General features: G+C 70.8%; 13 protein-coding genes. 6 read left to right on the top strand and 7 right to left on the bottom strand.

Features of this window, described 5'->3' with window-relative positions; genetic code table 11:
• Positions 1 to 32: 32 nt before the first annotated feature.
• Positions 33 to 527 carry an NUDIX domain-containing protein gene (locus tag ACIQIB_RS04680; protein WP_363606314.1) on the top strand — a complete coding sequence of 165 codons (495 nt, stop codon included), beginning with the start codon at positions 33 to 35 and terminating at the stop codon, positions 525 to 527.
• Positions 524 to 1,519: a galactokinase gene (locus ACIQIB_RS04675; RefSeq protein WP_363606313.1), complete on the top strand. Its 996-nt coding sequence runs from the start codon at positions 524 to 526 to the stop codon at positions 1,517 to 1,519. The genes ACIQIB_RS04680 and ACIQIB_RS04675 overlap by 4 nt, the downstream gene beginning before the upstream one ends.
• Before the next feature lie 3 nt (positions 1,520 to 1,522).
• Here ACIQIB_RS04675 and ACIQIB_RS04670 read toward each other — a convergent pair whose 3' ends face one another.
• From ACIQIB_RS04670 to ACIQIB_RS04655, 4 genes are all read right to left on the bottom strand, one after another.
• Positions 1,523 to 2,620 (bottom strand): radical SAM protein, encoded by a 1,098-nt coding sequence (locus tag ACIQIB_RS04670; protein WP_363606312.1) that lies wholly within the window; start codon positions 2,618 to 2,620, stop codon positions 1,523 to 1,525.
• Between the two features lie 62 nt (positions 2,621 to 2,682).
• Positions 2,683 to 3,507, bottom strand: coding sequence for a carbohydrate ABC transporter permease (locus ACIQIB_RS04665; protein ID WP_363606311.1), 825 nt, complete (start codon positions 3,505 to 3,507; stop codon positions 2,683 to 2,685).
• Positions 3,504 to 4,418 carry a sugar ABC transporter permease gene (locus ACIQIB_RS04660; RefSeq protein ID WP_363606310.1) on the bottom strand — a complete coding sequence of 305 codons (915 nt, stop codon included), beginning with the start codon at positions 4,416 to 4,418 and terminating at the stop codon, positions 3,504 to 3,506. Before ACIQIB_RS04660 ends, ACIQIB_RS04665 begins: the two co-directional genes overlap by 4 nt.
• Complete coding sequence (locus ACIQIB_RS04655) at positions 4,408 to 5,697, bottom strand: extracellular solute-binding protein (protein ID WP_400756631.1); 1,290 nt, start codon at positions 5,695 to 5,697, stop codon at positions 4,408 to 4,410. The genes ACIQIB_RS04660 and ACIQIB_RS04655 overlap by 11 nt, the downstream gene beginning before the upstream one ends.
• 192 nt (positions 5,698 to 5,889) lie before the next feature.
• Here ACIQIB_RS04655 and ACIQIB_RS04650 point away from each other — a divergent pair, with 192 nt between their 5' ends.
• Together ACIQIB_RS04650 and ACIQIB_RS04645 are read left to right on the top strand one after the other, a co-directional pair.
• Complete coding sequence (locus ACIQIB_RS04650; RefSeq protein WP_363606308.1) at positions 5,890 to 7,065, top strand: serine/threonine protein kinase; 1,176 nt, start codon at positions 5,890 to 5,892, stop codon at positions 7,063 to 7,065.
• Positions 7,066 to 7,075: 10 nt separating this feature from the next.
• Positions 7,076 to 7,834 carry an HAD family hydrolase gene (locus ACIQIB_RS04645; protein ID WP_400756629.1) on the top strand — a complete coding sequence of 253 codons (759 nt, stop codon included), beginning with the start codon at positions 7,076 to 7,078 and terminating at the stop codon, positions 7,832 to 7,834.
• Here ACIQIB_RS04645 and ACIQIB_RS04640 read toward each other — a convergent pair.
• Positions 7,785 to 9,233: a N,N-dimethylformamidase beta subunit family domain-containing protein gene (locus tag ACIQIB_RS04640; protein WP_400756626.1), complete on the bottom strand. Its 1,449-nt coding sequence runs from the start codon at positions 9,231 to 9,233 to the stop codon at positions 7,785 to 7,787. The genes ACIQIB_RS04645 and ACIQIB_RS04640 overlap by 50 nt on opposite strands.
• A 239-nt stretch (positions 9,234 to 9,472) precedes the next feature.
• On the opposite strand from ACIQIB_RS04640, the gene ACIQIB_RS04635 reads away from it, so the two are divergent.
• Positions 9,473 to 10,318, top strand: coding sequence for a class I SAM-dependent methyltransferase (locus tag ACIQIB_RS04635; RefSeq protein WP_400756623.1), 846 nt, complete (start codon positions 9,473 to 9,475; stop codon positions 10,316 to 10,318).
• 26 nt (positions 10,319 to 10,344) lie between these two features.
• Positions 10,345 to 11,127 (top strand): N-acetyltransferase, encoded by a 783-nt coding sequence (locus ACIQIB_RS04630; protein ID WP_400756622.1) that lies wholly within the window; start codon positions 10,345 to 10,347, stop codon positions 11,125 to 11,127.
• On the opposite strand, the gene ACIQIB_RS04625 is transcribed toward ACIQIB_RS04630, so the two are convergent.
• Both ACIQIB_RS04625 and ACIQIB_RS04620 read right to left on the bottom strand, forming a co-directional pair.
• Entirely contained in the window at positions 11,096 to 12,199 is a 1,104-nt protein-coding gene (locus ACIQIB_RS04625; RefSeq protein ID WP_400756621.1) for a hypothetical protein, read from the bottom strand. The two genes, ACIQIB_RS04630 and ACIQIB_RS04625, sit on opposite strands and share 32 nt — an antisense overlap.
• A gap of 100 nt (positions 12,200 to 12,299) precedes the next feature.
• Positions 12,300 to 12,548: a hypothetical protein gene (locus ACIQIB_RS04620; RefSeq protein WP_363606301.1), complete on the bottom strand. Its 249-nt coding sequence runs from the start codon at positions 12,546 to 12,548 to the stop codon at positions 12,300 to 12,302.
• Positions 12,549 to 13,100: the final 552 nt, after the last annotated feature.

The raw sequence follows: 13,100 nt of genomic DNA, 5'->3' as shown, positions 1-13,100 counted from the left end.
GTCGGGCGCACGTCGGAGGGGGTGGTACGAGCATGGGCTATGTCGGATCGTACGTCTGGTCGCTGCGTCAGAAGGTGGGCGACCGGCGGCTGTTGGTTCCGGGTGCCCAGGTCCTGCTGATCGACGAGGCGGGCCGGGGGCTGTTCCAGCAGCGGGTGGACAACGGTGTGTGGGAGCTTCCCGCGGGAGCCTGCGAGGAGGACGGGGGCTTCGCCGACGCCGCCGTCCGGGAGGTGGCGGAGGAGACCGGGCTGCGGGTCGGGAAGGACGACCTGGTCGCCTTCGGCTCGCTGTCCGATCCGGCCGTGCACACCGTGACCTACCCGAACGGGGACGTCAACCACTGCTTCGCGCTGTGCTTCGTGGCCCGGAACTGGTCGGGGGAGCTCTCCCCGGGGGCGGACGAGGTGCGCCGGGCGGAGTTCCGGCCCCTCGACGACCCGCCGGCGCCGCTGCACCCGCCCACGCGGGTCGTGCTGGAGATGTACCGCGCGTTTCTCACGGACGGGAGGTTCCGGGCAAGGTGAGCGAGGAGCAATCGATCCGCGTCGCGGTGCCGTGCCGGGCGTGTTTGTCGGGGGAGGACCTGGACTGGCTGGGCGACGGCCGCTCGGTCAGCCTCGCCCTCGACCTGCGGACCACGGTCGAGGTCGTGCCCGGCGGACCGTCCGGGGCGGAGCAGCCGGTGGAGGCCGACTGGTCGGCGCAGGTGTGGACGTTCCTGGGCGAGCGGCTCCCCGGCGCGGCCGGCCCGGCGCCGGCCGTGCGGGTGAGCAGCGAGGCGCCCTCCGCGAGCGGGCTGTCCTCGTCCACGGCGCTGATCGTGGCGCTGTTCCGGGCGTACGCCGAGGCGGCCGGGGCACCGGACGGCGTGCCGGTGCCGGACGCCTCGATCGTCCAGTGGGCGTACGAGTTCGAGTTCGCCCGGTTCAACGGCGGGGGCATGGACCACCTCGCCGTCGCCGAGGGCGGTGCGCTGCTGATCGACGGCCGGGAGCGCGGCCTGCCGGTGGTCCGGGAACGGCTGGAGTTCCCGGAGGACTGGCGGGTGGTCGTGGTGGATTCGGGCACCCGGAAGAACACCGCCGACCACATCCGCACGGTGCGGGCGCAGCTGGCGGCCGGCGATCCGGCCCTGGCGGCGTACCGGGCCGAGGCCGACCGGGCGTCGGGCGCCGCATGGGCGGCGCTGCGCCGGCGCGACCACCAGGCGCTGGGGGAGGCGATGACCCGGGCGCACGAGGCGATGCGCGACTTCCAGGGCATGTCGACCCCGGTCCTGGAGGAGCTGCGGACGCTGGCGCTGCGCGCCGCCGGCCTGCCGTTGAAGCTCAGCGGGGCCGGCGGCGGCGGTTCGCTGGTGGGTGTGTGCCCCGCGGCCGACACGCCCGGGGTGGTGGCGCGGCTGGCCGACGCGCTGCGCGGCCCGTTCCCCGGGGCACGGGTGATCCCCACCCGGGCGGCTCCGGGGAGCCGGAGTGCCCGGGCGGGGACCAGGGTCGGCGTCAGCGCCGGGTGACGGTCACAGGAACGGGTCGTAGTCCTCTCCCGGGGGGACTGCGCCCGTTCCTTCCGCTATTCGCTCCAGTTCCAGGTTGGACCGGTGCCGCGCGCAGTGGAAGCGGCAGTCCCGGCTCGGGTCGACGATGCCGCGGTCCGACGTCTTCCAGATGTCGGGCAGGCTGTCGGTGACGGCGTCGCCGATCCGGGCCAGCGGGTTGCCCCGGTGGTAGGAGCAGATGTACACCCCGGACGGGGTGATCAGGGTGCGCAGCTCGGCGACCCGGCAGTGGTGGTACTCCTTGGGCTGGACCGGCCCGGTGTGCCGGCGCAGCGAGGTGAGCGTGGAGGAGTTGATGAGCTGGAAGGTGTCGCTCTCCAGCCGGGCGGCCTCGGCGAGCTGACTGTCGACCGATGCGAGGAGGTCCTGGGAGACCTGGATGACGTGGTGCTCATCGTCGAACATCGCCTTGGTCTCGAAGTAGTCGCAGCCGATGTCGTGGGCGAGCTCGGCTGCTTGCAGGACCTCCGTGTGGTTGCTGACGACCCGGCCGTCCGGCTCCTGGCGGGTCATGACGAGGAAGGAGTAGCCGAGGGCGCCGGTCTTCGCCTCGGCGAGCAGCCGCATGTTCGCGACGACCTTGTCGAAGACGCTGCGGCCCTTTCGGTCGGGGCGGAAGAGGCCGTACGTTCCGGCGGTGCCGGCGTCCATGGAGACGCGGACCCAGGAGGCGTAGCGGGCGAGTTCGTCGAGGTTCTTGTCGATCATGGTGCCGTTGGTGACGACCCCGACGGCCAGGCCGGCCTCGCCGAGGATGCGCAGGACCTTACGGGTGCCCCGGTGGGCGAGCGGTTCGCCGCCCCCGATGAGCACCACGGCCCGGACGGACATGGAGACCAGTTCCTCCGCGAGCGCGGCCAGCCGCTCGGGGGTGAAGCGGCCCTGGTTGAGCAGCTTTCCGCTGATGCACTCGGGGCAGGCCAGATCGCAGAAGGTCGTCGGATCGAGATCCACGACGAGCGGGGCGTCCGACGCGGCTCCTTCGGCCGCTTGCAGGACGCGGGGCCAGCCTGATGGCTGGTACAGCTTGGAGACGAGATCGAGACGGTCGTGCGTCACGGAGTCCTCCTGTGGACGTGAACGGGGTGCGACCGGGGGAGCCGGGTTTTCGGTGTGCGGGGTCAGCCCTTGACGGCGCCGGCGGCCAGGCCGGAGGCGATCCGGCGCTGGATGATGAGGAAGAAGACCACGACGGGCAGGGCGGTGAGTGTGGCACCCGCCATGAGGCCGCCGTAGTCGGTGCCTCGGCTGGTCGTGAAGGAGACCAGCCAGATGCTGACGGTCTGCTTCTCGGGAGTGGACAACAGGATGTAGACGAGGACGTATTCGTTCCAGGCCTGGACGAGCGCGAAGACCGAGGTGGCGACGATGCCGGGTGCGAGCAGTGGCAGCACCACCCGGCGGAACGCGCCGAGGCGGCCGCAGCCGTCGACCATGGCCGCCTCCTCCAGCTCCACGGGTACCCCGTTGATGAATCCGCGCAGCATCCACACCGTGAACGGCAGGGTGAACACCAGATAGGTGAGGATCACCCCGGTGAGGCTGTCGGTCAGCCCGGCGTCGTTCAGCAGCAGGTACAGCGGGATGATCAGGGCCGTCAGCGGCACCATCTGGACGATGAGGATCACCACGACGAAGGTCTTGCGGCCCGTGAAGCGGAAGCGGGCGAGGGCGAACGCGGCGAGCGTGCCGACGACCAGCGACACCACGACGGTGCCGAGGCCGATGATGACGCTGGAGCGGACGTTGGCCCAGAAGGTCTCCGAGCCCAGGGCCCGGGCGAAGTTGTCCAACGAGAGCCGGCCCGGCCAGAACTTCGGCGGAAGGCTCAGGATCTCGTTGGCCGGCCGGAACGCGGTGAGCACCATCCAGTAGACGGGGAAGCCGATCACCGCGGCGACGAGCAGCCCGAGGAGGTCGTGGCCCAGCGACCGTCGTCGTCTCATTCGAGCTCTCCCGTCCTGAGCATCTGACGCAGGTAGACGACCGATCCGGCGAGCAGCAGCACGACGGTCACGAGCGCGATCGCGGCCCCGGTGCTGTACCGGTTCACCGCGAAGGACTCGATGAAGGAGTAGACGCCCAGCAGGTAGTACTCCCGCTCGGGCTGGCCGCCGCGCATGAGCCAGATCTGGTTGAAGACACCGAAGTTCCAGATCGCGTTCAGCGTGGTGACCATGAGGAGGACCGGTCTTATCACCGGGAGGGTGACGTGCCGGAAGACCTGGAACGGCCGGGCACCGTCCAGCACCGCGGACTCCTCCAGTTCGTGCGGGACCTGCGCCAGCGCGGCCCGCAGGGTGATGGCGGCGAACGGCAGTGAGCCCCACACCACGACGGCGACGATGATGGTGAACCCCTGCCAGGGGTCGATGAACCAGTTGTGGTGGATCATGTCGACCCCCGGCAGTTCGGAGAGCACCCAGTTCGTGACGCCGTAGTCGGTGTCGAAGAGCCAGCGGAAGATCGACGCCGCGACCATCGCGGGCATCGCCCACACGGTGACCAGCACACCGGAGATGACGGCGCGCACCCAGGGCGAGACCCGGTGCATCAGCTGCGCCGTGAACAGCCCGCAGAGCACGGTGAGCACGACGGTCACCGCGGTGAAGAGCACCGTGCGGCCCACCACGGTCCAGAAGAAGCCGTCACCGAGGATCTTCCTGAACTGGTCCAGTCCGGCCCACGGCGGTGCGGCGCCGCTGAAGAGCTGTTCGCGGGTCATGTCCTGGAAGGCGAGCACGACCATGTCCACGAGCGGGTAGCCGAGCACGAGGACCATCGCGAGGACGGTGGGACCGATCAGCAGGTACGGCAGCAGCTTCGGACGCCGCCGCCGGCCCCGGTCAGCGCTCATTGATCACTTCGTTGATCCGCTGGTCCGCCTCACGGGTGGCGTCCTGCACGGACTGCTTGCCGTTGGCGATGCGCTCCAGCATCTCGGGCAGGATGTTGGACTTCTCCACCGACGTCCAGCCGGGCGCGAACGGGGTCATCCAGCCTCCGGTCGCGGCGGCCTGGGCCGCCGGGCCGTTGATGCCGCCGCCGGCGACCTCGGCCAGCTGAGTGGTGTTGTTGGGCAGGGTGTTCACCTCGATCAGGGTCTTCTGCGACTCCCGGTCGGTGAACATCTTGATCCAGTCGGCGGCCAGGTCCTTGCGGGTCGACTTGGCCGGCACCGCCAGGGTGGATCCGCCGAGGAACGGCGGCAGGAGCTTGCCGGACGGGCCGGGGAAGGGGAAGGTGCCGAACTTGTCCTTCAGCTTCGGGTCCCCGCCGGAGCGTTCGTCGGCGGCGGCGTCGGCCTCCCAGGTGTTGCCGTAGAAGACGCCCACGCGGCCCTGCCCGATGACGGCCGGCTGGTCGCTGTTGTCCTTGGCCCGGTCACCGACGTAGTACGTGTCGATCAGCCGCTTCCACTCGGTGAGCCCGGCCACCGACTGCGGCGAGGACAGCGAGCTCTTCCACTTGCCGCCGTCCTTCACGGCGATCTCGCCGCCCGCGTCCTTCACGAAGGCCATGGCCGCGTACCAGTAGCGGCCGGGCATGTAGAGCGCCGAGTAGTTGGGGTCCCCGGCGCTGTAGGTGCCCTTCAGCTTGTCCAGCGCGGAGAGCAGTTCGGGGTAGGTCTTCGGGGCGCCGGCGACACCCGCGCCGGAGAACTGGTCGGTGCGGTAGATCGCGACCCGGGCTCCGACGTAGTACGGCACGCAGTACGTCTTGCCGTCGGCACGACAGGCGTCGGCGAGCGCCGGCAGCCAGGCGTCCGACTGGTCGAAGCGCGCCGGGTCGACGGCGGCGAAGGCGCCGTTGACGATGTAGTTGGTGGTCTCGCTGTTGCCCATCTCGACCACGTCGGGAACGTTCTTCCCGGCGAGGACGGCGTCCAGCTTCTGGTTCTTCGTCGTCCACTGCTGGTACTGGACGTCGACCTGGATTCCGGGGTGGGCCTTGGTGAACCGGTCGTTGGTGGACTGGACCAATTGCGGCCAACTCTCCTGCGCGTCCACGGCCAGCCACACCGTCAGTTTGCCGCTCGCCTCGGACCCGCTCCCCGACCCGGAACTGCATCCGGTGGCCGCGAGAGACAGGAGAAACGTGAGGACAAGGGGGCGGTAGGACATGCGAATGGCCATGAGGTCTCCAAGTTCACTATGGGGGCAACCTCCTGACTACCCGTCTGATCACTCCGCGTCGCAGAGGCGCGAACATTCGGCCGGAAGATGACGTTCAGTGTCCCGCAGAGGGCCCAACGCTTGACTCCTCCGGGGCGGTACCCGCAGGTTAGGCCTCTGCACCACGTGATCCCGATACGAAGGGCTTGTTACGTGACCGAGCAGATGACGACTTCGTCCGACGAGACTCCCGACGCCTCCGCCAGGCCGCTCCGGGTCAACGCCTGGAACGGCTGGGACCCGCTGCGCCACGTGATCGTCGGGCGGGCCGAGGGCACCGTGGTCCAGGCTCCCGAGCACGCGGTGCGCCGGGACTACCCCGAGGACGGCTTCCCCCTGGGCACCTACGGCCCGATGCCCGAGGACATGGTCGCCGAGGCCGAGGAGCAACTCGACGACTTCGCCGAGATGCTGCGCCGCCGCGGCATCAGGGTGGACCGCCCCACCCCCGTCGACTTCACCCAGCAGGTCAGCACGCCCGACTGGACGCAGGACTCCATGTTCGGCTGCATGCCGCCCCGGGACCTGCTGCTGACCGTCGGCAACGAGGTCCTGGAAGCGACCATGTCCTACCGCAGCCGCTGGCACGAGTACCTGTGCTACCGGCCCGTTCTGCAGGGCCTGTTCGACGCCGACGAGAACATGCGCTGGGAGGCCGCACCGAAGCCGCGGCTCACCGACGCTTCCTTCAACACCAAGTTCTGGGACACCTACAACGACCTGCCGACCGAGGAGCAGCTGGCCCGGGTCCGCGACTACGACCTGGTGCTGACCGAGGCCGAGCCGCTGTTCGACGCGGCCGACGTCGCCCGCTTCGGCAAGGACCTCTTCGTCCAGCTGTCCTTCGTCACCAACCGCAGCGGCTACCAGTGGCTCAAGCGCCACTTCCCCGACCACCGGGTGCACGCGGTCACCTCCACCAACACCCACCCGCTGCACATCGACGCGACCTGGGTGCCGCTGCGCCCCGGGCTCGTGCTGCACTGCGGCGAGCGGCTCGCGGACGCCGAGCTGATGGAGTTCTTCCGGCTCAACGACTGGGAGATCATCGAGGCGGTGCAGCCCGCGAGCTGGGACCACCCGCCGAAGCTGTCGTTCTGCAGCCCGTGGCTCGCAGGCAACATGCTGAACCTCGACGAGAACACCCTGTGCATCGAGGAGAAGGAGGTCCGGCTCTCGGAGCAGCTGTCCTCGTACGGATTCGAGATCGTCCCGGTGCCGTTCCGGGCGGTCGGGCCGTTCGGCGGCGGGCTGCACTGCGCGACCGTCGACATCGAACGGGACGGCGACCTGCAGGACTACTTCCCGCGCCGGCACGGCCGGTACTGAGGCCGGGCCCGTGCCGTACGTGCTGCCACCGGAGGTCCGTGCCGTCGTCTTCGACTTCTACGGGACGCTGGTGCGGATGGTCGAGCCGCTGCCGCCCGACCACCGCGCGATCTTCGACCGCCGGGGCCTGGCCGCCCAGGGCGCCCGCTGGGGCGACCAGTGGGCGGTGGGCCCCGGCGAGGGCGAGGAGCATGCGGTCCACTCCGCCGCGGAGAACGACTACCACCGCTGGGAGTTGGACCGGCTTCGGCGCAGGGCTCTCGACTGCGGGGTGCCGGAACACGAGCTGGACGGCCTGGTCGAGGAGATCGACCGCGCCATGAAGGCCCTCCGGCTGGAGCTCTTCGAGGACGCCCGCCCCGTCCTCGAAGAGCTCCGCGCGCAGGGGCTGCTGGTCGGCGTCTGTTCCAACTGGTTCTGGAACCTGGAGGATTGCGTGGAGGACGTCGGCCTCGGTGGGTCGGTCGACGTCGTGGTGGGCTCCGCCCGGGCGGGCGCGCGCAAGCCGCACCCGCTGATCTACCGGACGCTGCTGGAGCGGTGCCGACTGCCGCCCGAACACGTGCTGTTCGTCGGGGACATGTGGGCGCCGGACGTGCTCGGCCCGCTCTCGGCCGGGATGCGGTCCGTCCACCTGTGCCGGCCGGACCCGGCGGTGCTCGGATCCGAGCCGCCCCTGCCGGACGGGGCGGCCCGGATCCGCGGGCTGGGGGAACTGCTCAGGCTCGTGACGAGCGGTGCCGCAGCCGGTCCAGGAGATTGCGGGTGACCTGGACGACACCGGCGTCCTGATCCTTCCCGCAGACCACCGGCCAGTCGGTGGTACCGGCGGAGAACACGGTGCCGCCGGCGGTGAAGACACCCATGGTCGCGGCCCGGGGGCTGGTGATGCCCGGCTCCCGGGCCGGGCCGTTCCAGTGGCCCCACTTGAAGTGGTGGAAGTCCTCGTGGACGGGTTCGAGGACGTGGATGCCGAGGATGAGGAAGGAGGTGGGAGTGCCGTCCTCGCCGCTGGCGCGGGCGACGCCGTGGTCGTCCCGGACGTAGGCGGCGCCGTCGCACTCGTACCCGATGAGCGGGGTGCCCGCGCCGAGCCGGTCGGGCTCACCGCCGTCGGAGCCGTCGCGCAGCCCGGTGCCGGCGAAGACCCAGTGGTCGGCGTGCTGCACGGTGTACCCCTCGCGCGGACGGTCCCCTGGCCATTCGGTGCCCGCCCACATGCCGCCGTTGCGGAAACTCACCCCGGTGAGGGAGTTCTCGGGGCGGCCCACGCCGTCGGGCGCCGCCGGCCACCACTGGTCGGTCGCGGGAAGGTGCGGGTACTCGTCCCCGACGTGGTGGTCGGTGTCCGAGACGAAGGCGGTGTTCCGGTCGGTCGGATGAATGCGCCACCAACACGTGTTGGCACTGAGGAAAGCAATGTTCCCGCCGTCCCGGACGAATCGCTCGGCATGGCTGCGCATCGCCTCGCTCCAGTACTCGTCATGGCCGACGCTGAGCAGCAGATCATACGAGGACAGTAGATCCGGATCCTCGTGCAGATCGAGATCCGTGCAGAATTCGACCGGATAGTCGTTGCGCTCCAGCCAGGCGATGAAAGGGGCGTCCCAGTAGGCGAGGTCGATGATTCCGCCGGGCCGGTGCAGGCTCACCTTGTGCCCGCGGGGATTGTCGTTCGGCAGGTACACGGGGTGGTCGTAGAGGCTGACGGCGCGCTCCGCGTCCGGCCGGTCGGAGCGGTTGTAGGCATGCCGGGTGAAGGTCGACTTCTTGTAGAGGATGCCGGACCGGCTGCCGGCCCGCCGGGGCCGCACGACGAAGAACTCGCGAGCGGGGCCCTCGATGCTCGCGGCGTCCAGGAGCGGCGGGTCGTCGCCGTCCTCGACGAACTGGACGAGGTGCATGCCGGGCGTCCAGTCCTCCGGCACGGGCACGGTGAGCGGCGGCCAGTCCCAGCCGTCGGCGGGCGAGGCCCGGCCGGGGACGCCGTCGGGGTGCGCGGGCGGCAGGTGGAGCGAACCGGGGCGCCGGCCGGTCTCCGCCACCAGGTCCAGCTCCGCTCCCAACCGGTAGAACCTCAGCCGGAACCGGGCGGCGTCGGTGGAGACGTGCACGGTCAGCTCCTCCCCGGCGGTGACGCTTTCCCGGCCGAGATATCCCTCTATCATTCCGCCTCCCAGCAGAGCGAACGGCCGGCGAATAGGTGTTCGGCCGCTTCGGCCCGCCATCGTAGGGGGTTCCGGGAATTCCGGGCAACGATGCCGCGAAACCGGTCATTCAAGGCCGCCTTTCGGACAGCGAACCGGATGGGGAGAGTCCTCTACCGCCGGGCCGGGTAGCTGGAATTCAGCCGAAGCCGACCGGCTACCGCACATCCGTCACCTCCGGTCAAGAACGAGGCATTCGCATGAGCAATGAATTTCGAGTGAGGGAACTCGTCCTGGGAATCCAGGGCCTGGCGCTGCTGCGCCACGCCCTGGACGGCGAGGAGGAGTTCCTCAAGGCACGCGTCGAGGACATCCGGCGCTTCGTGTCGGGCGACGGGGAGCTGCCGGACGGGGGCACCGACGTCAGCGAACTCGACCTGGCCGAGGGCTACGCCTCCTGGTCGGCGGTGTACGACTCGCTGCCCAGCTCGTACATCGAGGTCGAGGAGCCCGTGCTGCACGGGATCCTCGACACCCTTCCCGCGGGCACCGCCCTGGACGCCGCCTGCGGTACCGGGCGGCAGACCGGCGCCCTGGTCTCCCGCGGGCACCGGACCATCGGCGTGGACCAGTCGCCCGAGATGCTGGCCAAGGCCCGTGAGCGCGCTCCGCAGGCCGAGTTCCGGGTCGGGCGCCTGGAGAGCCTGCCGCTGGAGGACGACTCGGTCGATCTCGCCGTCTGTTCGCTGGCCATGACCCATCTTCCGGACCTGGCGGCGGGCGTGGCGGAGCTGGCCCGGGTGGTCCGTCCGGGTGGGCGGATCATCGTCTCGGACCTGCACCCGTTCGTCATCGCCCTCCAGGGGCAGTGCGTCTTCGTGCACGACTCCGAGCAGCTCGCGTTCGTCCGCAACCACGTCCATCTGCCCGGGCGGTACCTGGAGGCGTTCACGGGAGCCGGGCTGCGGGTGCGGGCCTGTCACGAGCCGCTCTTCAACGGCAGTCTCGCGCCCGGGGGTTACGAGGAGTTCATCGCGGACGCCGCCCGCGCGGCCTGGGACGGGCTGCCGATCGTCATCGTCTGGGACGTCGAAGTCCCCGCTTAGACCCACAAGAAGAGGAGGACGGCCCGATGGCCCTGATCGTGGTGACCCACGCGGAGAAACCCGAACTGTGGGACCGCATGCCGGAACGGTTCGCCGGCATCGTGCCCGAGTACAACCTGCACGGCGATGTCAACGATGGCTACTGGGACCGGCTGTTCGCGGATTTCCCCGACTACCAGTTCGTCCTGTACGACGACGAGCGCGAGGTGGTGGCGGGCGCCGGACGCTCGCTGCCGCGGACCTGGGACGGCACGGCCGCCGACCTGGGCCCCGGACTGGACGACTCCATCGCCCGGGCGTTCGCGGACCGCACCGCGGGCCGGACCGCCGGCGCCCTGTGCGCGCTGGGCATCGAGGTCGCTGAGGACTACCAGCGCAAGGGCTTCTCCAGCGTGCTTCTCGACGGCATGCGCCAGGTGGCGCGGCGGGCCGGCCTGGAGACGGTGCTGGTGCCCGTGCGGCCCACCTGGAAGGACCGGTACCCGCTGGTGCCGATCGAGCGGTACGCGACCTGGCGGCGCGCGGACGGGGCTCCGCTCGACCCGTGGATCCGCACCCAGGTGGGCGCCGGCGGTGCGATCGCCGGCGCCTCGGAGCGCTCGTCACGGATCACCGGCACGGTGGCCGAATGGGAGCGCTGGACCGGTCTCGCCTTCCCGGAGGACGGCGACTACGTGTTCCCCGGCGGCCTCGCCACCCTGCGGATCGAGCACGCACGGGATCTCGGCGGGTACTGGGAGCCCGCGGTGTGGATCACCCACCCGGTCACCGGGGAGGTCACGCCGGAGGCCACTGCTGCCCGGCCCTGACGGCGGTCCACGCGAAGGCGGACATGAGCCGCACCTCGTCCGGCCCGGCCTCCGGGCGACGCTCGGGCGGCAGGCCGGCGGGACCGGCGGTGGACACCGCCGCGTCCCGCAGCCGGGCGAGGGCGGCCGGCGGGACGCCGCCGGGGTCGCCGCCCAGCCGACGGGCGGCCTCGGCCGCCTGCCGGCCGAGCAGCAGGCAGTGGATCCACAGCTCCTCGGCGAAGCTCCGGCCGAACCGCCCGGCCACCTCCGACGCCAGGTCCGCCGGCATGCCGTCGGCCACCGCGTCGCGCACCGCGCGCTCGGTGAGGCCGGTCATCGGCAGGGCGTCGAGCCAACGGTGATGGCCGCGCCCGCCGTCCGGGCCGTTCTCCTGGCCCACGAGCCGGATGTAGCCCTCGCCGTACCGCATGTACGGGATCCACCCCGGCTCCTCCAGGACGCGGCCGTGCTCCAGGAGCGGCTCGGCGTCGGCGGCGTCCATGGGGCAGACGGCGAGCCGGATCCCCTGGGTGGCATGGCCGTTGATGCTGCTGGTGCCGATGTGCTCCACCACGTTGGGCACGGCGATCAGACTCATCCGGCCGCGGGCGCGGAAGAAGACGGAGAAGAGCTCGTCGTCGTGGCGCTCGGCGCTGCCGGTGCTGAACCGGCGGAAGCCGTCCGCCGTGTCGAGCGGCAGACAGACGGCGAGGGACGGCGTGAACTCGTCGGGCACGGCCCGCACCCAGGCGGCGCCGGCGAGCGCGGCGAGCCGGGAGGCGCCGCCGTTGCGCGCGTGCCAGTTCGTGTAGAACACCAGGGCCTCGTCGGGGAACCGGGCGGCCGCGCGGCCGACGAGCGCCACCAGGTTCTCCGGGGCGGACACGTCGTCCTGGACGACGAGGTGGTGGCTCCCCCCGGAGTCCGCCGCCGCCCAGGCGACCTGGGCCGTCCGGAGGGCCGAGGGCGGACCGTCCGGCTCCGGATCGAGCGCCAGGCCGTCCAGCCCGAGCCGCTCGGCCAGCTCGCGGGCCTGGACCAGGCGTACCGGGTGGGTCATGACCGCCGAACTCACGCGCACCGTCGACACCGTAACTCTCCCTCGTTTCTGGGGTCCCGTGTCATCGTGACAGGAGCCCCCCGCCGCGGAAAGGGTGCGGAGTGATCTCGGCCGGTTCCGAACGTCGGGGTCAGGGCCAGCGGCGGCCTCTCCAGGGCGCGGTGGCGCGAGGCTCGCCCTCCGGCCGGTAGGGGAGGTCGGCGAGGAACAGTGGCCCCACGCCGTCGTCCACCGGGGCGACCGGAGGCCGTCGCCGCGGGAAGGCCAGGGCGGCGAGCGACAGCCAGCCGACCCCGACGAACCCGTCCACACACAGGGCGGGCACGAGCGGCACCCGGCCATCGATGTGCACGGCCACCACCACACCGGCAGCGAGCACGGCAGTAACCCCAACGATCAGAAAGCGCACGGATCTTCGCATCACGACTCCCACATCGACCGGTCGCGGGGCAGTGACCCGGCGGCTCGGAAGAAACAGTGAACGGCAGACCGGCGCCCGCTGTGACGACGTATTCAGGACAGATTGGAGTAGACCAATGGTGGTCACGCAGCCTTGCGGCGGCGACGCCGGTCCGAGTACACCGTTCTGCGCGGTGCGCGGTCCGGATCCCGCGGACCGGTCCGGGCCGGCCCCGCAAGAAGCCCGACAGCCTGGCCGCCGACAAGGCCTACAGCAACGGGCCGTGTCGCGCCTACCTGCGCAGACGCGGCATCCGGTTCAAGCACGCCAGAGCGGTCACAACCCGACAAACGCGGCTACGCCTACCTCGGCACCGTCACCGCAGCAGCCCTCGCCATCTGGCTCCGCACATGATCGCCCGGACAAGCCCTAGCCGCAATGCCGGTGACTTAATTCGTGTCTCGCTTGGTGATCGTGACGGTGGCTGGTTGGGGTGGTGGCCAGTTGCGGTGTTGGGCGCGTTTGAGGGGC

It is taken from the genome of Kitasatospora sp. NPDC092286, assembly GCF_044755565.1.
In the GTDB taxonomy this organism is placed as follows: domain Bacteria; phylum Actinomycetota; class Actinomycetes; order Streptomycetales; family Streptomycetaceae; genus Kitasatospora.
Note: the sequence above shows the minus strand (reverse complement) of the source record. Positions and strands in the feature narration are given on the sequence as shown.

Excerpts from the sequence above, each read along its gene's own strand:
- ACIQIB_RS04680 (WP_363606314.1), top strand. The coding sequence starts at position 33 with ATGGGCTATGTCGGATCGTACGTCTGGTCGCTGCGTCAGAAGGTGGGC.
- ACIQIB_RS04665 (WP_363606311.1), bottom strand. The coding sequence starts at position 3,507 with ATGAGACGACGACGGTCGCTGGGCCACGACCTCCTCGGGCTGCTCGTC.
- ACIQIB_RS04660 (WP_363606310.1), bottom strand. The coding sequence starts at position 4,418 with ATGAGCGCTGACCGGGGCCGGCGGCGGCGTCCGAAGCTGCTGCCGTAC.
- ACIQIB_RS04655 (WP_400756631.1), bottom strand. The coding sequence starts at position 5,697 with ATGGCCATTCGCATGTCCTACCGCCCCCTTGTCCTCACGTTTCTCCTG.
- ACIQIB_RS04640 (WP_400756626.1), bottom strand. The coding sequence starts at position 9,233 with ATGATAGAGGGATATCTCGGCCGGGAAAGCGTCACCGCCGGGGAGGAG.
- ACIQIB_RS04635 (WP_400756623.1), top strand. The coding sequence starts at position 9,473 with ATGAGCAATGAATTTCGAGTGAGGGAACTCGTCCTGGGAATCCAGGGC.
- ACIQIB_RS04630 (WP_400756622.1), top strand. The coding sequence starts at position 10,345 with ATGGCCCTGATCGTGGTGACCCACGCGGAGAAACCCGAACTGTGGGAC.